At 62.7% G+C, this 24,363-nt stretch carries 20 protein-coding genes; 1 reads left to right on the forward strand and 19 read right to left on the reverse strand.

Annotation, left to right across the window (positions count from 1 at the left end; genetic code table 11):
* Positions 1-15: 15 nt before the first annotated feature.
* Positions 16-2,820 (reverse strand): preprotein translocase subunit SecA, encoded by a 2,805-nt coding sequence (secA, locus tag PQR27_RS18305; protein ID WP_408524963.1) that lies wholly within the window; start codon positions 2,818-2,820, stop codon positions 16-18.
* A gap of 291 nt (positions 2,821-3,111) precedes the next feature.
* Here secA and PQR27_RS18310 point away from each other — a divergent pair, with 291 nt between their 5' ends.
* Positions 3,112-3,597: a DciA family protein gene (locus PQR27_RS18310; RefSeq protein WP_408524964.1), complete on the forward strand. Its 486-nt coding sequence runs from the start codon at positions 3,112-3,114 to the stop codon at positions 3,595-3,597.
* Between the two features lie 80 nt (positions 3,598-3,677).
* Here the strand turns inward: PQR27_RS18310 and lpxC are convergent, their stop codons facing one another.
* The 18 genes from lpxC to coq7 all read right to left on the reverse strand — a co-directional run bounded on the left by lpxC (position 3,678) and on the right by coq7 (position 24,129).
* Positions 3,678-4,595, reverse strand: coding sequence for a UDP-3-O-acyl-N-acetylglucosamine deacetylase (lpxC, locus tag PQR27_RS18315; protein WP_408524965.1), 918 nt, complete (start codon positions 4,593-4,595; stop codon positions 3,678-3,680).
* A 288-nt stretch (positions 4,596-4,883) separates the two neighbouring features.
* Complete coding sequence (locus tag PQR27_RS18320; RefSeq protein WP_408524966.1) at positions 4,884-5,387, reverse strand: peroxiredoxin; 504 nt, start codon at positions 5,385-5,387, stop codon at positions 4,884-4,886.
* A gap of 266 nt (positions 5,388-5,653) precedes the next feature.
* Positions 5,654-6,850, reverse strand: coding sequence for a cell division protein FtsZ (gene ftsZ, locus PQR27_RS18325; protein WP_408524967.1), 1,197 nt, complete (start codon positions 6,848-6,850; stop codon positions 5,654-5,656).
* A gap of 132 nt (positions 6,851-6,982) precedes the next feature.
* A complete protein-coding gene (gene ftsA / locus PQR27_RS18330; protein ID WP_007180311.1) occupies positions 6,983-8,215 on the reverse strand; it encodes a cell division protein FtsA in 1,233 nt (410 codons plus the stop codon).
* A 27-nt stretch (positions 8,216-8,242) separates the two neighbouring features.
* The gene (locus PQR27_RS18335) at positions 8,243-8,998 is read right to left on the reverse strand and encodes a cell division protein FtsQ/DivIB (RefSeq protein WP_408524968.1); all 756 of its coding nucleotides are present in this window, start codon (positions 8,996-8,998) and stop codon (positions 8,243-8,245) included.
* A 24-nt stretch (positions 8,999-9,022) separates the two neighbouring features.
* Positions 9,023-9,976, reverse strand: coding sequence for a D-alanine--D-alanine ligase (locus PQR27_RS18340; protein WP_408524969.1), 954 nt, complete (start codon positions 9,974-9,976; stop codon positions 9,023-9,025).
* A gap of 5 nt (positions 9,977-9,981) precedes the next feature.
* Positions 9,982-11,385 carry a UDP-N-acetylmuramate--L-alanine ligase gene (gene murC, locus PQR27_RS18345; RefSeq protein ID WP_408524970.1) on the reverse strand — a complete coding sequence of 468 codons (1,404 nt, stop codon included), beginning with the start codon at positions 11,383-11,385 and terminating at the stop codon, positions 9,982-9,984.
* The gene (gene murG / locus PQR27_RS18350; RefSeq protein ID WP_408524971.1) at positions 11,382-12,500 is read right to left on the reverse strand and encodes an undecaprenyldiphospho-muramoylpentapeptide beta-N-acetylglucosaminyltransferase; all 1,119 of its coding nucleotides are present in this window, start codon (positions 12,498-12,500) and stop codon (positions 11,382-11,384) included. The genes murC and murG overlap by 4 nt, the downstream gene beginning before the upstream one ends.
* Positions 12,497-13,768 (reverse strand): putative lipid II flippase FtsW, encoded by a 1,272-nt coding sequence (gene ftsW, locus PQR27_RS18355; RefSeq protein WP_408524972.1) that lies wholly within the window; start codon positions 13,766-13,768, stop codon positions 12,497-12,499. Before ftsW ends, murG begins: the two co-directional genes overlap by 4 nt.
* The gene (gene murD, locus PQR27_RS18360; protein ID WP_408524973.1) at positions 13,765-15,279 is read right to left on the reverse strand and encodes a UDP-N-acetylmuramoyl-L-alanine--D-glutamate ligase; all 1,515 of its coding nucleotides are present in this window, start codon (positions 15,277-15,279) and stop codon (positions 13,765-13,767) included. Before murD ends, ftsW begins: the two co-directional genes overlap by 4 nt.
* 23 nt (positions 15,280-15,302) lie before the next feature.
* Positions 15,303-16,472 (reverse strand): phospho-N-acetylmuramoyl-pentapeptide-transferase, encoded by a 1,170-nt coding sequence (gene mraY, locus PQR27_RS18365; RefSeq protein ID WP_095418165.1) that lies wholly within the window; start codon positions 16,470-16,472, stop codon positions 15,303-15,305.
* 17 nt (positions 16,473-16,489) lie between these two features.
* Positions 16,490-17,917, reverse strand: coding sequence for a UDP-N-acetylmuramoyl-tripeptide--D-alanyl-D-alanine ligase (locus tag PQR27_RS18370; protein ID WP_408524974.1), 1,428 nt, complete (start codon positions 17,915-17,917; stop codon positions 16,490-16,492).
* On the reverse strand, positions 17,914-19,461 hold the full coding sequence (locus PQR27_RS18375) for a UDP-N-acetylmuramoyl-L-alanyl-D-glutamate--2,6-diaminopimelate ligase (protein ID WP_408524975.1): 1,548 nt from the start codon (positions 19,459-19,461) through the stop codon (positions 17,914-17,916). The genes PQR27_RS18370 and PQR27_RS18375 overlap by 4 nt, the downstream gene beginning before the upstream one ends.
* The gene (locus tag PQR27_RS18380; RefSeq protein ID WP_408524976.1) at positions 19,458-21,323 is read right to left on the reverse strand and encodes a peptidoglycan D,D-transpeptidase FtsI family protein; all 1,866 of its coding nucleotides are present in this window, start codon (positions 21,321-21,323) and stop codon (positions 19,458-19,460) included. Before PQR27_RS18380 ends, PQR27_RS18375 begins: the two co-directional genes overlap by 4 nt.
* Positions 21,320-21,670, reverse strand: coding sequence for a cell division protein FtsL (gene ftsL, locus PQR27_RS18385; protein WP_408524977.1), 351 nt, complete (start codon positions 21,668-21,670; stop codon positions 21,320-21,322). The genes PQR27_RS18380 and ftsL overlap by 4 nt, the downstream gene beginning before the upstream one ends.
* Entirely contained in the window at positions 21,667-22,620 is a 954-nt protein-coding gene (rsmH, locus tag PQR27_RS18390) for a 16S rRNA (cytosine(1402)-N(4))-methyltransferase RsmH (RefSeq protein ID WP_408524978.1), read from the reverse strand. The genes ftsL and rsmH overlap by 4 nt, the downstream gene beginning before the upstream one ends.
* A gap of 15 nt (positions 22,621-22,635) precedes the next feature.
* Complete coding sequence (gene mraZ, locus PQR27_RS18395) at positions 22,636-23,064, reverse strand: division/cell wall cluster transcriptional repressor MraZ (RefSeq protein WP_025647927.1); 429 nt, start codon at positions 23,062-23,064, stop codon at positions 22,636-22,638.
* 435 nt (positions 23,065-23,499) lie between these two features.
* A complete protein-coding gene (gene coq7 / locus PQR27_RS18400; protein ID WP_408524979.1) occupies positions 23,500-24,129 on the reverse strand; it encodes a 2-polyprenyl-3-methyl-6-methoxy-1,4-benzoquinone monooxygenase in 630 nt (209 codons plus the stop codon).
* Positions 24,130-24,363: the final 234 nt, after the last annotated feature.

A 24,363-nucleotide genomic window follows, 5' to 3' on the forward strand; every position in this document is an offset into this window, starting at 1 on the left:
GCGCCGCCTGCGGCATTACACGATCTTGCCGTGGCACTGCTTGTACTTCTTGCCGCTGCCGCACGGGCACGGGTCGTTGCGGCCGACCTTCGGCACATTGTCCGCGTTCACATCCGGCGCGACAGCGTGCGACGAACCGTGGCTCATCGCGTCGCCAATCATCGCCGCGGTAGCGGCTTCCGCAGCCGCCGGTGCTGCTGCCTCGGCAAATTCAGCGTGACGGAATTCGACGTTCTCAAGGTGGCTGCCTTGCTCCTCATACTGCTCGGCAGCCTGCTCCAGTTGCTCCGGCGACTGGATCTGCACGTTCATCACCACCCGGGTGACTTCGAGCTTCACCGCGTCGAGCATCGCGGCGAACAGTTCGAACGCCTCGCGCTTATATTCCTGCTTCGGATTCTTCTGCGCGTAACCACGCAGATGGATACCCTGACGCAGATGGTCGAGCGCAGCCAGATGCTCGCGCCAGCTACGGTCCAGCGTTTGCAGCATGATCGAGCGCTCGAACGCGCTGAACGATTCACGGCCGACCTGTTCGACCTTCGATTCGTATGCTTCGTCCGCCGCGGCTTCAACCGCTTCGAGAATTTCGTCCGCGCTGATCGAATTCGACTCGTTGATCATTTCCTGGATCGCGAGGTCGAGCTGCCATTCGTTGCGCAGCACTTCCTCCAGCTCGGGCACGTCCCACTGTTCTTCAATGCTGCCGGCCGGTACGAACTGATGAACGATATCGGCGATCACGCCATGACGCATCGCGCCGATGGTTTCCGTGATGTCGTTCGCTTCAAGCAATTCATTGCGCTGCTGGTAGATCACCTTGCGCTGATCGTTCGACACATCGTCGTATTCGAGCAATTGCTTGCGAACATCGAAGTTGCGTGCTTCAACCTTACGCTGCGCCGATTCGATCGAGCGCGAGACGATGCCCGCTTCGATCGCTTCGCCTTCAGGCATCTTCAGGCGGTCCATGATCGCGCGCACGCGATCGCCCGCGAAGATGCGCAGCAGTGGATCTTCCAGCGACAGATAGAAACGCGACGAGCCCGGGTCGCCCTGACGGCCAGCACGGCCGCGCAACTGGTTGTCGATCCGGCGCGATTCGTGACGTTCCGTCCCGATGATGTGCAGGCCACCCGCGGCCTTCACCTGATCGTGCAGCGCCTGCCATTCGTCGTGAAGCTTCTGGATGCGGCGTTGCTTGTCGTCGTCGGCAACCGTTTCGTCCAGTTCGATGAACGACGCCTGCTTTTCCGCGTTGCCGCCGAGCACGATGTCGGTACCGCGGCCGGCCATGTTGGTGGCGATCGTGATGCGCTTCGGACGGCCTGCTTCGGCGACGATCTCCGCTTCACGCGCATGCTGTTTCGCGTTGAGCACTTCGTGCGGCAAACCGGCCTGCTTGAGCAGATGCGACAGCAATTCCGAGTTTTCGATCGACGTCGTACCGACCAGTACCGGCTGACCACGCTCGTAGCAGTCGCGAATGTCGCGGATCACCGCGTCGTAGCGTTCCTTCGCGGTCTTGTAGATCTGATCCTGTTTGTCGATCCGCTTCGGCGGACGGTTGGTCGGGATCACGACCGTTTCGAGACCGTAGATCTCGTTGAATTCGTATGCTTCGGTATCGGCCGTACCGGTCATGCCGGACAGCTTTGCGTACATACGGAAGTAGTTCTGGAACGTGATCGACGCGAGCGTTTGATTCTCGCTCTGGATCTTGACGTGTTCCTTCGCCTCGACGGCCTGATGCAGACCGTCCGACCAGCGGCGACCCGACATCAAACGGCCGGTAAATTCGTCGACGATCACCACTTCGCCGTTCTGGACGACGTAGTGCTGGTCCTTGAAGAACAGCGTATGCGCGCGCAACGCGGCGTACACGTGGTGCATCAACGTGATGTTCTGCGGCGCGTACAGACTTTCGCCCTCGCCGATCAGGCCCCATTCGGCGAGCAGACGCTCGGCCTTCTCGTGGCCCGACTCCGTCAGGAATACCTGGCGGCCCTTTTCGTCCAGCGTGTAGTCGCCCGGCTTTTCAACGCCTGTGCCGTCGGCTTTCTCTTCGCCAATCTGGCGTTCGAGCAGCGGCGGCAGCGCATTCATGCGCACGTAGAGTTCGGTGTGGTCTTCGGCCTGGCCGGAGATGATCAGCGGCGTACGGGCCTCGTCGATCAGGATCGAGTCGACCTCGTCGACCACCGCGAAATTCAGGGCTCGTTGCACGCGCGCGTCGGTCTCGTAGACCATGTTGTCGCGCAGGTAGTCGAAGCCGAATTCGTTGTTAGTGCCGTAGGTAATGTCAGCCGCGTAGGCTTCCTGTTTGGCGCCATGATCCATCTGCGACAGATTGATGCCGACCGACAGCCCGAGGAAGTTGTACAGACGCGCCATCCATTCGGCGTCGCGCTGGGCAAGGTAATCGTTGACCGTGACGACGTGCACGCCGCGGCCGGACAGCGCGTTCAGGTACACCGGCAATGTAGCGACGAGCGTCTTGCCTTCGCCAGTACGCATTTCGCCGATCTTGCCGTAGTGCAGAACCATGCCGCCAATCAGCTGCACGTCGAAGTGGCGCATTTTCAGCACCCGCTTGCTGGCCTCGCGGCAGACCGCGAAGGCTTCCGGCAGGAGCTTGTCGAGCGACTCGCCGCTCGCGACACGCTGGCGGAATTCACCCGTTTTGGCGCGCAGTTGATCGTCCGTCAATTGCTCGATCTGCGGCTCGAGCGCATTGATCGCCGTGACGGTCTTTTGATATTGCTTGACTAGCCGCTGGTTGCGGCTGCCAAAAATCTTCTGTAGAAAACCGGTGGTCATCGGATCGGTGTCTGCGTCGCGGCTTCGGCTGGGTTCGCGGCGTGCGGATGATGCACGTGCGCTCCGGGGTCGGAAGGGCCTCGGCGGCTTAGTCCAAGAGTGAATTCGAATCGGGCATTTTAGCACGCGCCCCCGCGTGCGCCTGTGTCAGTGGCGCGACGGCGGCAAGGCCTCCCGGGCCCGCCGCAGCGACCTCTGACGGTGCGCATTCAGGCGAGTCCGCGTGCATCCCGCGCGGTACAATCGCGGCGTGAAGGCACATGGGGTGCGAACACGCCGTTACCATCAAACATGAGCCGTTTTCCGTCCTTTTCAAGGCCGCCGCCCAAGCAGTTCAACGCGCGCCGCCCGCAGCCGGTCGCCGAAGTGCTCAATCGCACGGATGCGTTCGCGGCTCTGCGCGCGGGCGTCGAGCAGATTGCGGCGCTCGAAAAGGATCTGCGCGAGTTGCTGCCCGACTATCTGGCAACGAGTGTCGAGCCGAGCTTTATCAAGGAAGGTGTGCTGGCCCTTTTTGCCGCGCACAATGCGCTGGCGGCACGGCTGCGCCATATCGAGCCGCGGCTGTTGTCCGATTTGCAGCAGCGTGGCTGGCCGGTCAATGCGCTGAGAATCCGCGTGCGGCCGCAGCCCGCCAAAGAGCCGCCGCCGGTCAAACAGGCGCGTATGACGCCGGTCGGCGCCGACGCCTTACACGCGCTCTCACAATCCCTCGCGCCGTCGCCGTTGCAGGAAGCGCTGGCGAAGATGGCGGCGAGGCATCGGAGAAATCGCTGAACAAAAAATAAGCGGCCTTCACGGCCGCTTATTTTTCATTCATCCGATTCGGAAGCTTCGCCACGAAGGCGTTACGCCAATCAGGCAAACGCCGTCTGCGTTTCATACGCGAAGCCGCGCGGCGCCTTCTGCGTGTCGTCGAACGTGACGATTTCGTACGCATCTTCATGCGCCAGCAACTCACGCAGGAGCGCGTTGTTCAGGCCGTGACCCGACTTGTACGCGGTGTACGAGGCCAGCAACGGGTGGCCAACCACATACAGATCGCCGATCGCGTCGAGCATCTTGTGCTTCACGAATTCGTCGTCGTAGCGCAGACCGTCGTTGTTCAGGATGCGGTATTCGTCGAGCACGATCGCGTTATCCATGCTGCCGCCACGAGCCAGACCGAGCTCGCGCATCATTTCCACTTCATGCGCAAAGCCGAACGTACGCGCGCGGGCAATTTCCCGCACGTACGACGTATTGGCAAAATCCACTTCCAGCGCCTGGCCAGTTTTATCGACAGCCGGGTGACGGAAATCGATCGTGAATTTCAGCTTGAAACCGAAAAACGGGTCGAGACGCGCGAACTTGTCGCCGTCGCGGATTTCGACCGGCTTGGTGACCTTAATGAATTTCTTTGCCGCGTTCTGCTCTTCAATACCGGCCGACTGAATCAGAAATACGAACGAACCCGCGCTGCCGTCCATGATGGGGATTTCTTCAGCGGTGACCTCGACATACAGATTGTCAATACCGAGTCCGGCGCAGGCGGACATCAAATGCTCGACCGTCGACACGCGCGCGCCGTCTTTCTGCAACACGGAAGCCAGGCGCGTATCGCCAATTGCCATGGCCGACGCGGGAATGTCCACCGGCGTGGGCAAATCCACGCGTGAAAACACAATGCCCGTATCCGGCGCTGCCGGGCGGAGCGTCAGGTTGACTTTGCGGCCCGAGTGCAGGCCAATGCCAACAGTCTTGACGATCGATTTGATAGTGCGCTGCTTCAACATGGTGATCTTCTATTCGATTGAAAATCCCAATCGGGACTTTTTATTCCATAGCGTGAATTATACTCCAATACCCTAAGGAGCGTCTTGGCGCGGAACGTATCAATCTGTTTCGCTCCATTACCCAGGAGACACGCATCAGGAAAGCGTGACGGGCCGATGTCCGGAACGGAGGCGTTTCCGGTCATCGGCCCGCGTAACGGCCTGTCACAAAAGCGTCTTATGCGCCGTTGCCCTGATACAACGCGCTCAGTGCGCGGCCTCAGGACGAAGGCATTGAACGCACAGTAACTAGCTCAACGTAGCGAGGATACTCCCTGCATCGCTGACTTCGAATTTGCCGGCAGCCTCGACGTTCAACGTCTTGACCACGCCGTCGTCGACCACCATCGCGTAGCGCTGGGAACGGATCCCCATGCCGCGCGCCGACAAATCCTGCTCGAGACCAAGCGCCCGCGTGAAAGCCGCACTGCCGTCCGCCATCATGCGCACCTTGCCCGAGGCGTGCTGATCGCGTCCCCACGCGCCCATTACGAACGCGTCGTTGACGGACACGCACCAGATTTCGTCGATGCCAAGCGCGCGCAGCTGCGCGGCGTGCTCGACATAACCCGGTACGTGTTTGGCCGAACAGGTCGGCGTGAACGCGCCTGGCAATCCGAAGATCACCACGCGTTTGCCCGCCGTCTGTTCGCGCACGTCGAAGCTGTTAGGCCCGATCGTGCAGCCCGCCCGCTCGTCTTCGACAAATTCGAAGAGCGTCGCGTCGGGCAGCTTGTCACCTGTCTGAATCATGCTCAGTCCTTTGCATCGATGCGAAGCACGCTCGCACGTCGTCGTGTCGCAGTGAAAAATCCGGCGTCAGCTCAACTGCAAGCTCCGCCACCCGGCGACAGTCACCCACTCCGCTTCGCGAATCCGAAGAGGGCACTTGTCCTTGCCGCGAATCTGACGATACGCGACTTGTTCGCCGTTCACCCGCCACGCTCGTGCATTCGTCTGCTAGCGCGTGCGCAAACCTGCCGCAACACCCGCGCCGCAGCGAAAGCCTGCTCGTGCGCTCAGTCCGCCTGCTTGCGCAGGAAAGCCGGAATGTCGTACGTATCGACACCCTTTTCCTGCAGTGCCTGCACGTGCGAAGCCGCCGTATCGCGCGACGTGCGCCACACAGCCGGCGTATCCAGCGCGCCGTAATCGGCCGTGCTGGCGTGCGACGGCGCGTAAGCAGCGTGTTGCATCGTGCTGATCGGCTGGTTGTCAGTGCCGGTGCGCAAGAGCGTCATGGGTGCCGATTGCTGCTTCTTCGCCGCACGGCCCAGACCCGTTGCCACGACCGTCACGCGCAGCGCGTCGCCCATTGCATCGTCGTACACCGCGCCAAAGATGACCGTAGCGTCTTCTGCTGCGTAGCTCTTGATGGTGTTCATCACTTCGCGCGTTTCCGACAGACGCAGCGAACGGCTCGACGTGATGTTGACCAGCACGCCACGCGCGCCCGACAGATCCACACCTTCCAGCAGCGGGCTGGCGACAGCCTGCTCAGCGGCCAGACGCGCGCGATCGACACCGGCAACCGTCGCCGTGCCCATCATCGCCTTGCCCTGCTCGCCCATCACCGTCTTCACGTCTTCGAAGTCGACGTTCACCAGACCGTCAACGTTGATGATTTCCGCGATACCGGCCACTGCGTTGTTCAGAACGTCGTCGGCGCACTGGAAGCACTTGTCCATCTCGGCGTCATCGCCCATCACCTCGAACAGCTTGTCGTTCAGAACGACGATCAGCGAGTCGACGTGATCCTCCAGTTGCTGCGAACCTGCTTCTGCGACGCGCATCCGCTTGCCGCCTTCAAATTCGAACGGCTTGCTGACCACGCCAACAGTCAAGATACCCATTTCCTTGGCGATCTGCGCGACCACCGGTGCTGCGCCCGTGCCCGTGCCGCCGCCCATGCCGGCGGTGATGAACACCATGTGCGCGCCGCGCAGTGCGTCGGCGATGCGCTCACGTGCTTCTTCTGCTGCGGCGCGGCCCATTTCCGGCTTCGCCCCAGCGCCCAGGCCCGTGTTGCCGAGCTGGATCACCGCGGTGGCGCGCGAGCGCGACAGAGCCTGCGCGTCCGTGTTCATCACGATGAAGTCGACGCCTTGCACGCCTTTGTTGATCATGTGCTGAACAGCATTGCCGCCAGCGCCACCTACTCCGACCACCTTGATGATGGTGCCGTTCGTTTCGGTTTCCAGCATCTGGAATTCCATGTTGCCTCCGTCAAGATAAAAAATTACAGCCACTTCGGCCGTTATTCGGCAGGAGATCGGGCAACCCCCTGTCGCGCGCCGGCCGCCGGCACCAGCGCGAATTTACGTAAAATCGTTCAAAACCAGAATTCGTTAGAAGTTGCCGAGGAACCAGTCTTTCATTCGCGTGAAGACCTGGCCCATCGACCCCGACTGCACCGCGACCTTGCGGCCGCGCATCCGTTGCGAGCGTCCTTCGACGAGCAGGCCCATTGCCGTCGAATAACGCGGGTTACGCACGACGTCAGCCAGACCGCCCGCGTATTCCGGCACGCCGATGCGCACCGGCTTCAGGAAAATGTCCTCGCCGAGTTCGACCATGCCGAGCATCATCGACGCGCCGCCGGTCAGCACCACGCCGGAGCTCAGCAGCTCCTCGTAACCCGACTCGCGCACCACCTGCTGCACGAGCGAAAACAGTTCTTCGACCCGCGGCTCGACGACCGCGGCCAGCGCCTGGCGCGACAGCGTGCGCGGACCGCGCTCGCCGAGACCCGGCACTTCGATCATTTCGTCCGGATCGGCGAGTGCCTGCTTCGCGATGCCGTAGTCGACCTTGATGTCTTCCGCGTCCGGCGTCGGCGTGCGCAGCGCCATCGCGATGTCGCTCGTGATCTGGTCGCCGGCAATCGGAATCACCGCCGTGTGACGAATCGCGCCTTCGCTGAAAATCGCAATATCCGTCGTGCCGCCGCCGATATCGACCAGCACCACGCCGAGTTCCTTTTCGTCTTCCGTCAGCACCGCCAATGACGACGCGAGCGGCTGCAGAATCAGATCGTTCACTTCAAGCCCGCAGCGGCGCACGCACTTGACGATGTTCTGCGCCGCGCTCACCGCGCCGGTGACGATGTGCACCTTCACTTCCAGGCGGATGCCGCTCATGCCGATCGGCTCGCGCACGTCTTCCTGGCCGTCGATGATGAATTCCTGCGTCAGGATGTGCAGTACCTGCTGATCGGTCGGAATGTTGATCGCCTTGGCGGTCTCGATCACGCGCGCCACATCGGTCTGCGTGACTTCCTTTTCCTTGATCGCCACCATCCCGCTCGAATTGAAGCTGCGGATATGGCTGCCGGCGATCCCCGTGAATACATTCGTGATCTTGCAATCGGCCATCAACTCGGCTTCTTCGAGCGCGCGTTGAATAGACTGCACGGTGGCTTCGATGTTCACCACCACGCCTTTCTTGAGCCCCTTCGATTCGCTCTGGCCGAGGCCGATCACCTCGTAGTGACCTTCGCCCTTCAGCTCGGCGACGATAGCCACGACCTTCGACGTCCCGATGTCGAGGGCGACCAGCAGATCTTTATAGTCTTTACTCATAGCGTGCTCATTGCGTGTGATGTCCGTTTACTTCTTCTTGCCCTTGTCGGGTTCGCTGATAAAGCGCATGCCAGCGGCACGAATCGCGAAACCGTTCGGATAGCGCAAGTCCGCATACTCGATATCCTTTCCCCAACGTTGCGTCACCGCGTTCCACGCCGCGGTCAGGCGCTTGCTGCGATCGAGCAGCGTCTCCTGATTACGTTCGCGCCCAAGTTCCACCTGCATCCCATTCGACAGCTTCACCGTCCACGCATAACGCGGCGACAGTGCTACTTCTTCAGGCGTCGCGCCCAGCGGCGCAAACCACTTCTGGAAGTCGTGATACCGCGCGACGACTTCTTTAGCCGAGCCGTCCGGGCCGTCGAATGCGGGCAGCTCTTCTTCGAGCTCGCCCTGATTCGCGGTGAACAGCTCGCCGTCGACGCTCACCAGCTGATCGCTGCCCCACGTCCCCAGCGGTTTGTACTCCTCGAGCGTGACAGCCAGTGCATTCGGCCAGACGCGCCGCACGCTCGCGTGACGCACCCACGGCATCTGCTCGAACGCCTGACGTGCGACGTCGAGATCCACCGTAAAGAAGTTGCCCTTCAACCGCCCCACTACACCGGCACGTACTGTCGGCGAATTGATGTGCTCCGTATCGCCGTCGATCTTTATTTCGCGCAGTGCGAAATTCGGACGCTGGATCAGCCAGTAACCGCCTGCCGCCAGCAGCACGAGCACCAGCAACGCATGCAATGCGTTGGCGGCGAAATTGAGCTGGCGAACGTTGTTCCACATGGTGTTGCTTTTGGGTCGCCCCGGTTAGTCCTTCAAGGTCAGCGCCAATACGCCGACAACCAGTTCCTGATAACTGATGCCCACCGCACGCGCCGCCTTCGGCGGCAGCGAGTGATCGGTCATGCCAGGCGCCGTGTTCACTTCGAGGAAATACGGATTGCCGCTCGCGTCCAGCATGAAGTCGGCGCGCCCCCAGTCGGTACAGCCGAGGACGTCGAACGCGCGGCGCGCCAGCACTTTCAGCCGGGCCTCTTCGTCGGCGGCGAGGCCGCAAGGAATCAGGTACTCCGTGTCGTTAGCGATGTACTTCGCGTGGTAATCGTAGAACTCGCCGGCCGGCACGATGCGGATCACCGGCAGATCCAGATCGCCCGCGATGCACGCGGTGTACTCGCCGCCGCCTTCAATGCTCTGTTCCACCACGACAATCCTGTCGTACTTGACCGCTTCGACCAGCGCTGCCGGCAATGCGTCGGCGCTTTTCACCTTGATCACCGCGACGCTCGACCCTTCGCTCGCCGGCTTCACGAACAGCGGCAAGCCGAGCTTCGCGACGATGTCTTTCGCTCGCGCTTCGTAGTCGTCGCCGCGCAGCACGGCTTCGAACGGCGGTGTCGGAATGCCGAGTTGCTGCCACACGAGCTTGGTGCGGAACTTGTCCAGACCGAGCGCCGAGCCGAGCACGCCGCTACCCGTGTAACGGATGCCGTAAAAATCGAGCGCGCCCTGGATCTGGCCGTTCTCGCCGTAGCCGCCATGCAGCGCGTTGAACGCGCGCACAAAGCCTTCGTCTTTCAATGCCGCGAGCGGACGCTCAGCCGGGTCGAACGGATGCGCGTCGACACCGGCGTCGCGCAGGCCTTGCAGCACCAGGCGGCCGGAATTGAGCGACACCTCGCGCTCGGCGGAGTCCCCACCGAGCAGCACGGCCACTTTGCCGAATTGTTTTGCGAGTTGATCCAATTTGATACTGCTCATTTCACTCACACCTTCGTTTCCTGCGCGAGGCGTCCCGGCACACCGCCGATCGAACCCGCGCCCATCGTGATCACCACATCGCCGTCGCGCACCACTGCTGAGAGCGCGTCCGGCACTTCATCCACCAGATCGACAAACACGGGCTCGACCTTGCCCGCGACGCGCAACGCGCGCGCCAGGGCACGGCCGTCAGCCGCGACGATCGGCGCTTCGCCGGCCGCATAGACCTCGGTCAGCACCAATGCATCCACTGTCGACAGCACCTTCACAAAATCTTCGAAGCAATCGCGCGTGCGCGTGAAGCGGTGCGGCTGGAACGCCAGCACCAGACGCCGCCCCGGAAACGCACCGCGCGCCGCCGCCACCGTTGCCGCCATTTCGACCGGGTGATGGCCGTAGTCGTCGACCAGCGTGTAAGCGCCGCTCGTTTTGCCCTCGATCACGACCGGCACTTCGCCGTAGCGTTGGAAGCGTCGTCCCACGCCGTTGAAATCCGCGAGTGCTCGCTGGATATCGGCATCTTTCACTTCAAGTTCAGTCGCAATTGCAATTGCGGCCAAAGCGTTCTGTACGTTGTGCTCGCCAGGCAGGTTCAGCACGATGTCGAGCGGCGGCGCGTCTTCGCGCAACGTCGTGAAATGCATCTTGCCGTTGCGTGCTTCGACGTTGACCGCGCGCACCTGCGCATCCGGCGCGAGGCCGTAGCGGATGATCGGCTTCGACACGAACGGCAGGATCTCCTTCACGTTTGGATCGTCCACACACAACACCGCGATGCCGTAGAACGGCAGACGGTGCGTGAACTCGATGAACGCCTGCTTGAGCCGCGCGAAATCGTGGCCGTAGGTGTCCATGTGATCGGCGTCGATATTCGTGATGACTTCGATCACCGGGAACAGATTCAGGAACGACGCATCCGACTCATCCGCTTCGGCGACGATAAAGTCGCCCGTGCCGAGCCGCGCATTCGCGCCCGCGCTGATCAGCCGGCCGCCGATCACGAAGGTCGGGTCGAGACCGCCCGCCGCCAGCACGCTCGCCACCAGCGAGGTGGTCGTCGTCTTGCCGTGCGTGCCGGCAATCGCGATGCCCTGCTTCAGCCGCATCAGTTCCGCGAGCATCACCGCGCGCGGCACGATCGGAATCCGGCGATGGCGCGCGGCCAGCACTTCCGGGTTATCGCTGCGCACCGCCGTCGACACGACGACAGCATTCGCGCCTTCGATGTTCTCCGCCGCATGGCCGATCGCGATCCGCGCGCCAAGCGCCGCGAGGCGATCCGTGATCGCGTTGCTCGTGAGATCCGAGCCGCTCACCTGATAGCCGAGATTGACCAGCACCTCCGCGATGCCGCTCATGCCGACACCACCGATGCCGACAAAGTGAATGTGTTTGACGATGTGTTTCATTGCTTTCCTTCCAGGCTCGGGCTCGGGGTCCAACCCGCCACAGTGGCGCAAATCTGCGCGACCTGCTCCGTGGCGTCGGGTTTCGCGAGCGAGCGCGAACGCTCTGCCATTTCCGCGAGGGACTCTCGCGTCTGGCTGCGCAACCAGCCGGCGAGCTTTTCCGCCGACAGGTCGCGTTGCTGCACGACCAGCGCCGCGCCGTTGTCGGCGAGGAACGCTGCATTAGTTGTCTGGTGATCGTCTACTGCAAAAGGGAACGGCACGAAAAACGCCGCCACGCCTACTGCTGAAATCTCCGACACCGTCATCGCGCCTGCACGGCAGATCACCAGATCCGCGTTCGCGTACGCGCTCGTCATGTCGTCGATAAAGGGCACGAGGTCCACGTCGGCACCGGTTTGCAGGCCGGCCGCCGCGTAGTTCTCGCGCAGTGCTTCAATATGCTTTGCGCCCGCCTGATGCACGATGCGCGGACGTTGATCCGATGCCAGCATCGCTACCGCGCGCGGCACCACTTCATTCAATGCCGCCGCACCCAGACTGCCGCCCACCACCAGCACATTCAGCGGACCGCTGCGCTGTGCGTAGCGTGCTTTGGGTGCAATTGCGCGCGCAAGTTCCGCACGAATCGGGTTGCCGGTCCATTCGCCGTGCGGCAATGCATTCGGGAACGCCACCAGCACACGTCGTGCGACCTTCGCGAGCACCTTGTTCGCGAGTCCGGCGATCGAATTCTGTTCATGCAACACCAGCGGACGACCGCTCAACGCAGTCATCAATCCTGCCGGGAACGTGATGTAACCGCCCATGCCGAGCACGACGTCGGGCTTCACGCGACGCAGCACGCTCAGACTCTGCATGCAGGCGCGCAGCAGCGTCACCGGCAACATCAGCTTGGTCTTCATACCCTTGCCGCGCAGGCCGCCAAAACGCACGTACTCCATCGGGATACCGTGTTTCGGCACGAGCGTCGCTTCCATGCCGGCCGGATTGCCGAGCCACACGACCTTCCAGCCCCACGCCTGCATCAGATGAGCGACCGCGAGCCCCGGGAACACGTGTCCCCCGGTGCCACCGGCCATCACCATCAGCGTGCGTTGCGGCAGAGCGGTCATACCTTGCCCCCACGCATGAGCACCCGGTTCTCGTAGTCCACGCGCATCAGAACCGCCACCGCGACGCAGTTCAGGACGATGCCCGAACCGCCGTAGCTGACGAGCGGCAGCGTGAGACCCTTGGTCGGCAGCAAGCCGAGGTTCACGCCCATGTTGATGAAGGTCTGCGCGCCGAACCAGATGCCGACGCCCTTCGCCACGAGGCCCGCGAAGGTACGGTCGAGCGCGAGTGCCTGACGGCCGATTTCGAACGAGCGGCGCACGATCCAGTAGAACATCAGGATCACCACCAGCACGCCGACAAAACCGAGTTCCTCGCCGATCACCGCGAGGATGAAGTCGGTATGCGCTTCGGGCAGGTAGTTGAGCTTTTCCACGCTGCCGCCGAGGCCGACGCCAAACCATTCGCCGCGTCCGAATGCGATCAGCGAGTGGGTCAATTGATAGGCCTTGCCTTGCGCGTAACGGTCGTCCCACGGATCGAGGTAAGCGAAAATCCGCTCGCGACGCCACGGCGACGCCCACACCAGCAAACTGAACGTGCCGACCGCAGTAGCCACCAGGCCGCCGAACAGCTTGCCGTTCACGCCGCCGAGGAACAGCACGCCCATCGCGATCGCGGCGATCACCATGAACGCGCCCATGTCCGGCTCGAGCAGCAGCAACGCGCCGACGAGACCCACCGCCACCGCCATCGGTAAAAAGCCCTTGGCGAAGCTGTGCATGTATTCCTGTTTGCGCACCGTGTAGTTCGCCGCGTAGATCGTCACGGCGAGCTTCATGATTTCCGACGGCTGCATGTTCGTGATGCCGAGCGGAATCCAGCGGCGCGCGCCGTTCACTCCCTTGCCTACGTGCGGAATCAGCACGATCACCAGCGCGACCAGTGAAATCAGGAAGAGCTTCGGCGCGTACTTATCCCACGTCGAGATCGGAATGCGGAACGACACGATGCCGATCACCGAGCCCATCACCACGAAGATGATCTGGCGCACGAGGAACGCATAGTCGCGATACGACGCGTATTTCGGCGAATCGGGCATGGCGATCGACGCCGAATACACCATCACGACGCCAAGGCCGAGCAGCGCGACGACCACCCACAGCAGCGAGTGATCGTAGTCGAGCATGCGCGAGCGCAGCGGACGCACGCCGTTGACGGCGCTCGCCAGACCGCTGCCGCCCGAGCGGCCTGTTGCACGGCCCGCGTCGCCTTCTGTTGCACGCGCCCCCGCGAGGCGCGAACCGAAGCGTTCCGACCAGCTCATATCATCGTCCCCCGTTCGGCCGCGATGTCTTCTACCGTGCTGCGGAATACCGCCGCACGGTGTGCGTAACCCTTGAACATGTCGAAGCTCGCGCACGCCGGCGACAGCAACACGGCGTCGCCCGGCTGCGCCAGCGCCGTGGCGGCACGCGTCGCTTCTTCGAGCGTGGCGTGATCGGTCAGCGCGACGCCGGTGTGTTCGAGCGCGCTGCGAATCCGCGGCGCATCGTGGCCGATCAGCATCACGGCGCGGCACCAGCGCATGACCGGCTCGGCGAGCGGCTCGAAATCCTGCCCCTTGCCGTCACCGCCGGCAATCAGCACCGCGCGCTGCGCGAGGCCGTCGAGTGCGGCAACCGTTGCGCCGACGTTCGTGCCCTTGCTGTCGTCGACGTAATCGATTCCTTCGATCGAGGCGATCAATTCCACCCGATGCGGCTCGCCATGGTATTCGCGCAGACCGTGCAGCAGCGGCGCGCCCGGCAGCCCGACGGCGCGTGCGAGCGCATATGCGGCCAGCGCATTGGCGGCGTTGTGCAGCCCGCGAATTCGCAACGCGTCAGCCGGCATCAAACGCTTGAGCGCGATGTTCGGCGGCGTCGCCACTTCGTTCTTGCGACGGCGCGTGGGCGCGGGCGTGTCGCTGGCGTCGCGGTCGTGCGCTTCCACCAGCCAGACCATGCCGTTATCGCGCAGCAAGCCGTAGTCGCCATCGTTCTTCGGCTCGGTGACGCCGAACGTGACCAAGGCCGCCTCGCTATCGCCGGACGGGGCGAGCGCCATCACGCGCGCGTCGTCGCGGTTCAGCACGCGTACCGTCTGTGTACCGAAGATGCGGCCCTTCGCGGCGGCATAAGCGTCCAACCCACCGTGCCAGTCCAGGTGATCCTGCGTGATGTTCAGAACAACCGCTGCGTCCGGCGTAAACGTGTGCGAGGTTTCCAGCTGGAAGCTCGATAGCTCCAGCACCCACACGTCGGGCAATGCCGTGTTGTCGATCGCTTCGGTGAGTTTGTCGAGCAGGGCCGGGCTGATGTTGCCCGCCACCGCGACCTTCTTGCCGGCGCGTTCGCACAGGAGGCCCGCCATGCTCGTGGTCGTGGTCTTGCCGTTGGTGCCGGTGATCGCGATCACCTTCGGCGCGTAGCCGCTTTCGCCGAGCGTCTTCAACGCTTGCGAGAAGAATTCGAGTTCGCCCCACACCGGAATGCCCTGCTCACGCGCCGCCGTGATCAGCGGAAGCAGGTCGGCGGCGAGCGGCGACAAGCCCGGGCTGATTGCCACGAGTTCGACGCCCTCAAGCAGCACAGGCGAAAACGGGCCGCCGACGAACGCAGCGTCGACACCGTGCGCTTCGAGCGCGGACAGGTTCGGCGGCACCTCGCGCGTATCGGCCACACGCAGCCGACAGCCGTGCCGCGCGCACCAGCGCGCCATCGCGAGACCGGATTCACCGAGTCCCAGCACGAGCACCATCGGCTTTTGCCGATCCCGAAACTTCTCGCCAAACATCGCCTGCTTCCCCTATTTACTGCTTAACGCAACTTGAGCGTGGACAAACCGAACAGGCACAACATCAATGTGATGATCCAGAAGCGCACGACCACCTGCGTTTCCTTCCAGCCCGACAATTCAAAATGGTGATGCAGCGGCGCCATCTTGAAGAGGCGCCGACCTTCGCCGAAACGGCGCTTGGTGAACTTGAACCACGTAACCTGCAGCATCACGGAAAGCGTCTCCGCGACAAAAATGCCGCCCATGATGAAGAGCACGATTTCCTGACGCACGATCACGGCGACCGTGCCGAGCGCGCCGCCCAGCGCCAGCGCGCCGACGTCGCCCATGAACATCTGCGCCGGGTGGGTGTTGAACCACAGAAACGCGAGCCCTGCGCCGCCCATCGCCGAACAGAAAATCAGCAACTCGCCCGCGCCGGCGATGTGAGGAAACAGCAGGTACTTCGAGTAGACCGAGCTGCCCATCACGTACGCGAACACGCCGAGCGACGCGCCCACCAGCACGACCGGCATGATCACGAGGCCGTCGAGGCCGTCAGTGAGATTGACCGCGTTGCTTGCGCCGACGATCACGAGGTAGGTCAGCACGATGAAGCCCCACACGCCGAGCGGATAGCTGATCGACTTGACGAACGGCAGCATCAGGTCGGCACGCGCCGGCAAGCCCATCGACAAGCCACTGCGCACCCACGCCATGAACAGATCGAACACGCGCACGTTGCTCGCTTCCGACACGCTGAACGCCAGATACACCGCGGCAAACAAGCCGATCACGGATTGCCAGAAATACTTTTCACGCGACGACATGCCGCGCGGGTCCTTGTAGACCACCTTGCGGTAGTCGTCGACCCAGCCGATCACGCCGAAACCGAACGTGACAAGCATCACGATCCAGATAAAACGGTTGGTCAGATCGGCCCACAGCAACGTTGCCACGGCGATGCCGAGCAGAATCAGCACGCCACCCATGGTCGGCGTACCGGATTTGACGAGGTGCGTCTGCGGACCGTCTTTGCGAACAGCCTGGCCGACTTTCATCGCGGTCAGCTTGCGGATCACCGCCGGGCCACAGACGAGCCCGATCAGCAGCGCGGTGATGGTGGCCATCACCGCGCGAAAAGTCAGATAACTGAACACGCGCAAGAAGCTTGCGTCATTCTGCAGCCATTGCGCCAGCGCCAGTAGCATGCTTCGGTCCTTCTATTTCAATGTGCGGCGGGCGCATTGCCCGCAGCGTTGGGTTGTGGACTCGTTACGGCGTCCACCACGCGTTCCATTTGCATGAAACGCGAGCCTTTCACGAGAAGCGTTGCAGCGGGACCGAAACCGGCCTGCTGCAATTGAGCGACGAGCGTGCCGATATCGGCGACGTGATGCGCACCGGCGCCATACGCGGAGCAGGCGTCGCGCGAGGCGTCGCCCATCGCGTACAGCGCGTCGATGCCGCGCTCTTTTGCGTATGCACCGATTTCGCGGTGAAACGCCGGACCGTTGTCGCCGACTTCGCCCATGTCGCCCATCACGAGCACGCGCGGCGAGGCTTGCGACGCAAGCACGTCGATCGCGGCGCGCATCGAATCGGGATTCGCGTTGTAGGTGTCGTCGATCACCGTCGCGCCGGCGAGCGCACCGAGCACGGCATGCTTCACTTGCAGGCGGCCTTTCACCGCACCGAACGATTCGAGACCGCGCTTGATCGCGTCGAGCGAAACGCCTGCGGCGAGCGCAGCGGCCGTTGCGGCCAACGCGTTGTGCGCGTTGTGGTTGCCGAGTACCTGCAAGGTGAGGTCGACGTGACCTTCCGGCGTGTCGATACTCAGCCGGTTGCCCGTGAACGTGCCTTTTACCGCGGCTTCGGTCGAGTGTTCATTGGAATTCAGCGCGAAATCCATGATGCGGTTGCCCGTTGCCGCGACGCGCCAGATGCTCGCGTAGGCGTCGTCAGCGGGAAACACGGCGACGCCTTCTGGTGACAACGCATGAATCACGCTTGCATGCTCGAGCGCGACCGCTTCGACAGTTGCCATGAATTCCTGATGCTCCCGCTGCGCGTTGTTCACCACCGCGACCGTCGACTCGGCGATCTTTGCGAGCAGCGAGGTTTCGCCCGGATGGTTCATGCCGAGCTCGACCACCGCGAGTTGATGGGCGGCGTTCAGACGGAACAGCGTGAGCGGCAAACCGATGTCGTTGTTGAAGTTGCCGGCGGTTGCAAGGCGCGCATCCGCGCCCACTGCGGCGGCGAAGATCGACGCGATCATTTCCTTGACCGTGGTCTTGCCGTTGCTGCCGGTCACCGCGACGAGCGGCGCATTGAACTTGCGACGCCAGCCGCGCGCGAGCGCACCGAGCGCGACGCGAGTGTCGGTGACGCGCAAGGCGGGCACGCGCCAGTCGGCCGGCGTGCGCGTCACGAGCGCGGCGGTGACGTTGCGCGACGCAACTTCCGGCAGGAAGTCGTGCGCGTCAAAGCGCTCACCCTTGATCGCGACGAACAGGTCGCCCGGACCGGCGCTGCGGCTGTCGGTCGATACCCGATCGAACGTGACGCTTTCGTCACCCAGCACGGTGGCGCCGGGAATCAGCGCGGCGGCTTCACGCAGCGAGAACATCGCGATACCTGGCCGGGTCATTCGCCACCTCCGCGTGCCTGCGTCGCGCGCGCGGCGAGCGCGAGGCGAGCGTGATCCTGATCGGAGAAAGCGCGTTTCTTGCCCATGATTTCCTGTGTTGCTTCGTGCCCCTTGCCGGCCAGCACGATGACGTCTTCGCGTGCGGCGCTGCGGATCGCCTGCAGGATCGCGCTCGCGCGGTCTTCGACACGGCGCGCCTTCGACGCGTCTGTCATGCCCGCGGCAATCTGTTCGATGATCGATTGCGGATCTTCGCTACGCGGGTTGTCGCTGGTCACGACGACGCCATCGGCAATCCGCTCGGCAATTGCCCCCATCAGCGGACGCTTGGTTGCATCACGGTCGCCGCCGCAGCCGAACATGCAGATCAGTTCGCCGCCGCGTGCTGTCGCCATCGGGCGCAGCGCTTCAAGCGTTTTTTCGAGCGCATCCGGCGTGTGCGCGTAGTCGATCACGACGAGCGGTTCGTCGTTCTGCAAGCGACCGCCGAGGCGTTGCATGCGCCCGTTCACCGGCTCGAGCTTCGCCAGTTCGGCGAGCGCGGCCTCGAACGGCACGTCGGCCGCGAGCAGCGCGCCGAGCACGCCGAGCAGATTGCTGACGTTGAACGCGCCGAGCGTTTGTACTTCGACTTCGGCGTTACCCCAGTGCGATGTGGTCAGACGAAATGCCGTGCCGGTGGCGGTCGCGCGCACGTTCGACGCAAGCAGCGACGCATCGGCTTGCGGCACGTCTTTCAGGGTTTCATCGAGACCGTAAGCGATCGTGCGTGCGTGGCCCGGCGTGCTCGCGAGCAGTCGGCGGCCGGCCGCATCGTCCCGATTGATGACCGCTGCGCGCAGTTCCGGCCACGCAAACAGACGCGCCTTCGCCGCTTCATACGCGTCGAACGTGCCGTGGTAGTCGAGGTGATCTTGCGTGAGGTTCGTGAACACGGCGATGTCGAACGCCGTGCCGTTCACGCGGCCTTGATGCAACGCGTGCGACGACACTTCCATTGCCACTGCTTGCGCGCCCGCGTCGCGCAATTGCGCGAGACTGCGTTGCAGTTGCGGCGCGTCTGGCGTCGTGAAGCCCGTGTGAACGAGGTGACCGGGCAGGCCGGTGCCGAGCGTGCCGATGATCGCGCAACGCGTGCCGAGCGCGGTCAATGCCGCCGAGATCCACTGGCTGCACGATGTCTTGCCGTTCGTCCCGGTGATACCGACCGCCAGCATGCCGTCGCTCGGATCCTTGTACCAGGCGCTCGCGATCGAACCGGCGAGTTCGTTCAGCGCCGGCACCGCCAGTGCAATGGGCGGATCGATCTCGCCGCTGAAACCTTCGAGTTGAACCAGCACCGCGGCCGCGCCACGCTCAATTGCGCCGTCGATAAACGGACGGTTGTCGGCGCCGTCGACTGCGTAGGCGAAAAACGCGTCGCCCGCCGCGAGCGAGCGTGTGTCGGCGTGCAGATGCGCATCTGGCTGCACGCGAGCGTGCAGCCAGGAGAGTGCGTCGGCGATCTGCCGGTGCGCTGGATGCTTCTTGCGCAGCGCGCTCATCGCACGACCCCCGGATGGCTTTTCGCGTTAGCGGAGATCGTCATCTTCTTTGCGCCGCTGCTGGTGGAGAGTTTCTTCACGGCGGCGGCGGTAGGCGGTGCGCTCGGCGCGGCCGGTGCGGAATCGTCCGACACCACCATCTGCTTGACCGGCATATCCGGCGGCACGTTGAGCGAGCGCAGCGTATCGCCGACGATGGCCGAGAACACCGGACCCGACACCTGACCGCCGAAGTGGCTGCCGGCCGTCGGTTCGTCGACCGATACAGCCACGACGATGCGCGGATTCGGCATCGGCGCCATGCCGACGAACGATGCGCGGTACTTCGAGTGGTCGTAGCCGTGCGCGCCGTGTTTGTATGCGGTACCGCTCTTGCCGCCGACGCGGTAGCCCGGCACGGCCGCATCCGGCGACGTGCCGCCCGGCGCGGTCACGGTTTCGAGCATCGCGCGCACTTCACGGGCGGTGGTGGGTGCGAAGATTTGCGGGCCCGTGGCCGGCTGATCGCCTGGCGTGCGGAAAATCGACACCGGCATGATCTCGCCGTCATGCGCAATCGCGGTGTACGCGCGACCCAGCTGGAACAGCGACACCGACAAGCCGTAGCCGTACGACATGGTGGCCTGTTCGATGCGGCGCCAGTTCTTCCACTGACGCAGACGACCCGCCGCCGCGCCTGGGAAGCCGACCTTCGGCGCCTGGCCGAGACCGATGCTGGTATACATATTCCACATCTCTTCGGGCTTGAGCTGCATGGCGATCTTCGTCGCGCCGATGTTGCTCGACTTCTGGATCACACCGCCCACCGTCAGCACACCGAACGCGCTGTCGTCGGTAATCGGCGCACCGTCGAGCACGAAACGGCCGCCGCCTGTATCAACCAGTGTAGTCGGCGTCACGCGGTGCAGGTCGAGCGCCAACGACACCGTGAACGGCTTCATGATCGAGCCCGGCTCGAAGGTGTCGGTCAGGATGCGGTTGCGCAGTTGATCGCCCGTCAGGTGTGAACGGTCGTTCGGGTTGTACGTGGGGTAATTGACGAGCGCCAGCACTTCGCCGGTCCGTACGTCGATCACCATCGCCGCGCCAGCCTTCGCCTTGAATTTCTCGACAGCCGCCTTCAGGTTCGTGTACGCGATGTACTGGATCTTGCTGTCGATCGAGAGATCGACGTCGTTGCCGTTATGCGGCACGACCTGCTCGTCCACATCCTCGATGATGTGGCCCATGCGGTCCTTGATCACGCGGCGGCTGCCTGACATGCCGGCCAGCAGCTTCTGGTCGCCGAGTTCGACGCCTTCCTGACCTTCGTCTTCCACGTTCGTGAAGCCGATCAGGTGAGCCGTGATCTCGCCTTCCGGATAGAAGCGCTTGTACTCGTCGCGCGAATAAATGCCGGGGATGTCCAGCGCAGTCACCTGGGCGGCGACGTCGACCGGCACCTGGCGCTTCACGTAGACAAAGGTCTTGTCTTCCGACAGCTTGGCGCGCAGTTCCTTGTTCGTCATGCCCAGCAGCTTGCCGAGCGCGGTGAGTTTGTCGGCGCCGAGATCGTCGGGCACCGACTCGGGAATTGCCCAGATCGCGCGCACCGGCAGACTCGTGGCAAGCACGAGGCCGTTGCGGTCGAGAATCTTGCCGCGCGTGGCCGGCAATTCGAGCCGGCGCTGATAGCGGATTTCACCCTGCTTCTGATAGAAGGCGTTACCGGGTCCCTGAATCCAGAACGCGCGCGCGGTCAACGCGACGAACGCCATGAACAGCATGAACACCACGAGTTTCGAGCGCCACATCGGCAGACGCACCGACAGGATCGGGTTCGCCGAGAAAGCGACGCTCTTGCGAGTCGACGATTTTTTCATCGCACGTCTCCGCGACGAGTCGCAACCGGCGCCGAGGCCGGGCCGGAAGTCGGGATCGGCGCATCCTCAGCTCTCGCGGCGCCCGAATCGAGCGTCAGGTACTGGGTGCGCCCCGTCGTGACCGTTTGCATCTTCAGTGAATCAGTGGCGAGCTGCTCGATGCGCGACGTCTTCGACATCGCGCTCTGCTGATATTGAAGCTGCGAATAGTCCTGTTGCAGCTGGCGCTCCTGTGACTGAGCGCGCTGCAACTGGATAAAAATCTGCCGCTGCTGATTGGTCGCGTTGACAACCGACAAGGCGCAGCCCATCACGATCATCAGCAGGAAGATATTGAGGCGGTTCATGGCGCGATCCGCTCCGCCACACGCATCACGGCAGAACGGGCGCGCGGGTTCGCGGCGACTTCAGCGTCGCTTGCGAACACGCGGCCGATGATTTTGAGCGGCGGGCTCGGCAGATCGACGGCACGAATCGGCAGACGACGATCCACCGTGGGCGTACTCGCGTGCGCCTGCATGAATCGTTTGACGATCCGGTCTTCGAGCGAATGAAAGCTGATGACCACCAGCCGCCCCCCTTGCTCCAGCAACGACAACGCTGCTTCTAGAACGACTTGCAGCTCCGCAAGCTCTTGATTGATGTGAATCCGTATAGCTTGAAAGGTGCGGGTTGCCGGATCCTTGCCCTTCTCTCGGGTTTTGACGACGTTAGCCACGATTTGGGCAAGCTCGCCCGTGCTGACGAGAGGCCCAAGACGGTCGGACTCTGCCCGGCGAGCAACAAGCGCCTTTGCAATCTGAAAAGCAAACCGTTCTTCCCCATAATCTCGTATTACCTCCGTCAATTCCTGCACCGTGGCCCGCGCCAGCCAGTCAGCCGCAGACTCGCCGCGCGTCGGGTCCATCCGCATGTCGAGCGGGCCGTCGGCGCGAAAGCTGAAGCCCCGCTCCGGATCGTCGACTTGCGGCGACGACACGCCCAGATCCAGCAAAACACCCGACACCCGTCCCACTCCGCGCTCCGTCACCGCGTCGCGCAGTGAAGCAAAACTCTCGTGCACGATGCCAAAGCGCGGATCGGCGATTTGCTGCGCCGTGGCGATGGCGAGCGGGTCCTTGTCGAACGCGATCAGGCGACCCGACTCACCCAGCCTCTCCAATACCAGGCGGCTATGACCGCCGCGCCCAAACGTGCCGTCCACATAAACGCCGTCCGCGCGTGTAACCAGCGCATTGACCGCTTCATCCAGCAGCACCGTGCGATGCTGCAATTCGTTTCCCATCGCCGGTGCCATATATGTAAACCGCGATCAGAACGTGAAATTCTTTAACGCTTCGGGCATGCCCTCGGCGATCGCTGCCTGTTCCTTTGCCGCGTAAATTTGTGCGTCCCACAACTCAAAATGACGACCCATGCCGAGCAAGTTCACTTCTTTCTCCAGCGAGCCGGCCGCGCGCAATTCCGGCGACACGAGCACGCGGCCCGCGCCGTCCATATCGACGTCCATGGCATTGCCGAGAAAAATGCGTTTCCACCAAGCCGCGTTCATAGGCAGCTTGTCGACCTTGTCGCGAAAGATCTCCCACTCGGGACGTGGAAAGAGCAACAGGCAGCCGTCCGGGTGCTTGGTGATCGTCACCCGGCCCTCTGCCTGTGTCTGCAGCGCATCCCGATAGCGAGAGGGAATCGACATCCGCCCTTTCGCATCGAGCGTCAGCGCCGACGCCCCTTGGAACACTTCGCTCTCCCCTTGTCGACCCATGCAACTTAGTTGCTCGCGCGACGTTTTTTGCGCCGCTGCGCGATCTTCGAAAATCTACCCGAATCTGCCCGTGAGATCACACAAAAATACACTTTCTCACACTGTCTCCCACTTTAGAGGAACGCTAAACAGGGGTCAAGGGAGATAAACAGTTTTCGAGTGAAATTTGTTTGTTAGAACAAGGACTTAGCGCGACTCCTTCACATCACACCTAAAACGGAAAACCGTTATAAATGAATGAGCTAGTGCAGCTTGTGAAGGTGATACGTGAAAAGTGCGGGGGAAAGGCGTGGAATGTAAGAGATCGTGAAGCGGTATCGGGAGGTATTTGCAGGCGTTCCGGGTATTTCAGCAGGACGGCGTGCGAAGCGCCGTGCCACTTTCAGGCTGGGAGAGAATCCGGCTTCGAATTCATATGTAATAGGCGGTGCGGGTCATGACCTTCGACACGGCGCGCATCAAGGCTCGTGCGGGAAAAGGCAACTCGACGCCGCCCGCATCCATTGCGGCTTTGCCATGCTCTGCTTCGTCCACGCGCATCTGCTCGACAATCGCACGCGACTCACGGTCGGCTGCCGGCAATTCGTCCAGATGACTATCCAGGTGCTTCTCGACCTGGCGCTCGGTCTCGGCCATGAAGCCGAGGCTCACACGGTCACCCAGACGGCCTGCCGCAAGGCCAATCGCCAAGGCACCGGTGTACCAGAGCGGGTTCAACAGACTGGGCCGCGAATCGAGCGCCTCGAGGCGCTTTGAGGTCCACGCGAGGTGATCCTCCTCTTCCACCGCGGCGCGATTGAACACTGCCCGCAACGACGGTGATTTGGTAGCGAGCTTTTGCGCCTGGTAAAGCGCCTGGGCGCACACCTCGCCGACATGGTTCACGCGCATCAAGCCAGCCGCATGCGCGCGCTCCGCCGGCGAGAGCTCCACGGCCACCGTCGGCTCTTGCGGAGCCGGTAGTGGCCGGCTCATGCGCGACACGCCGGTCATTGAGCGTAAACCCCGATCAAACTCGCTAATCAACTCGTCCAGAAACATTCAGCACTCCCTGATTCGACTACCGCCACGCCTTACCGGCAACTCCGCGCGACAAGGCTTTGCGAGGCAAAACCAACGCTGGGGAGACCTAGAGTTCAGACGAATCCAGCGGCCAATTTCTGATTTTAGACCATGTTGCGTAAACGAAACAGGAGCCTCCGTGCCAGTCTCCTTTTTCTTTGTGCGATGTATGCCTTTTGTTACATTACGTGCAACTTCTCGCGAAGTTGGACA

Source organism: Paraburkholderia fungorum, assembly GCF_046027215.1.
Taxonomy (GTDB): Bacteria; Pseudomonadota; Gammaproteobacteria; order Burkholderiales; family Burkholderiaceae; genus Paraburkholderia; species Paraburkholderia fungorum_D.

Excerpts from the sequence above, each read along its gene's own strand:
- secA (WP_408524963.1), bottom strand. The coding sequence starts at position 2,820 with ATGACCACCGGTTTTCTACAGAAGATTTTTGGCAGCCGCAACCAGCGG.
- PQR27_RS18310 (WP_408524964.1), top strand. The coding sequence starts at position 3,112 with ATGAGCCGTTTTCCGTCCTTTTCAAGGCCGCCGCCCAAGCAGTTCAAC.
- lpxC (WP_408524965.1), bottom strand. The coding sequence starts at position 4,595 with ATGTTGAAGCAGCGCACTATCAAATCGATCGTCAAGACTGTTGGCATT.
- PQR27_RS18320 (WP_408524966.1), bottom strand. The coding sequence starts at position 5,387 with ATGATTCAGACAGGTGACAAGCTGCCCGACGCGACGCTCTTCGAATTT.
- ftsZ (WP_408524967.1), bottom strand. The coding sequence starts at position 6,850 with ATGGAATTCCAGATGCTGGAAACCGAAACGAACGGCACCATCATCAAG.
- ftsA (WP_007180311.1), bottom strand. The coding sequence starts at position 8,215 with ATGAGTAAAGACTATAAAGATCTGCTGGTCGCCCTCGACATCGGGACG.
- PQR27_RS18335 (WP_408524968.1), bottom strand. The coding sequence starts at position 8,998 with ATGTGGAACAACGTTCGCCAGCTCAATTTCGCCGCCAACGCATTGCAT.
- PQR27_RS18340 (WP_408524969.1), bottom strand. The coding sequence starts at position 9,976 with ATGAGCAGTATCAAATTGGATCAACTCGCAAAACAATTCGGCAAAGTG.
- murC (WP_408524970.1), bottom strand. The coding sequence starts at position 11,385 with ATGAAACACATCGTCAAACACATTCACTTTGTCGGCATCGGTGGTGTC.
- murG (WP_408524971.1), bottom strand. The coding sequence starts at position 12,500 with ATGACCGCTCTGCCGCAACGCACGCTGATGGTGATGGCCGGTGGCACC.
- ftsW (WP_408524972.1), bottom strand. The coding sequence starts at position 13,768 with ATGAGCTGGTCGGAACGCTTCGGTTCGCGCCTCGCGGGGGCGCGTGCA.
- murD (WP_408524973.1), bottom strand. The coding sequence starts at position 15,279 with ATGTTTGGCGAGAAGTTTCGGGATCGGCAAAAGCCGATGGTGCTCGTG.
- mraY (WP_095418165.1), bottom strand. The coding sequence starts at position 16,472 with ATGCTACTGGCGCTGGCGCAATGGCTGCAGAATGACGCAAGCTTCTTG.
- PQR27_RS18370 (WP_408524974.1), bottom strand. The coding sequence starts at position 17,917 with ATGACCCGGCCAGGTATCGCGATGTTCTCGCTGCGTGAAGCCGCCGCG.
- PQR27_RS18375 (WP_408524975.1), bottom strand. The coding sequence starts at position 19,461 with ATGAGCGCGCTGCGCAAGAAGCATCCAGCGCACCGGCAGATCGCCGAC.
- PQR27_RS18380 (WP_408524976.1), bottom strand. The coding sequence starts at position 21,323 with ATGAAAAAATCGTCGACTCGCAAGAGCGTCGCTTTCTCGGCGAACCCG.
- ftsL (WP_408524977.1), bottom strand. The coding sequence starts at position 21,670 with ATGAACCGCCTCAATATCTTCCTGCTGATGATCGTGATGGGCTGCGCC.
- rsmH (WP_408524978.1), bottom strand. The coding sequence starts at position 22,620 with ATGGCACCGGCGATGGGAAACGAATTGCAGCATCGCACGGTGCTGCTG.
- coq7 (WP_408524979.1), bottom strand. The coding sequence starts at position 24,129 with ATGTTTCTGGACGAGTTGATTAGCGAGTTTGATCGGGGTTTACGCTCA.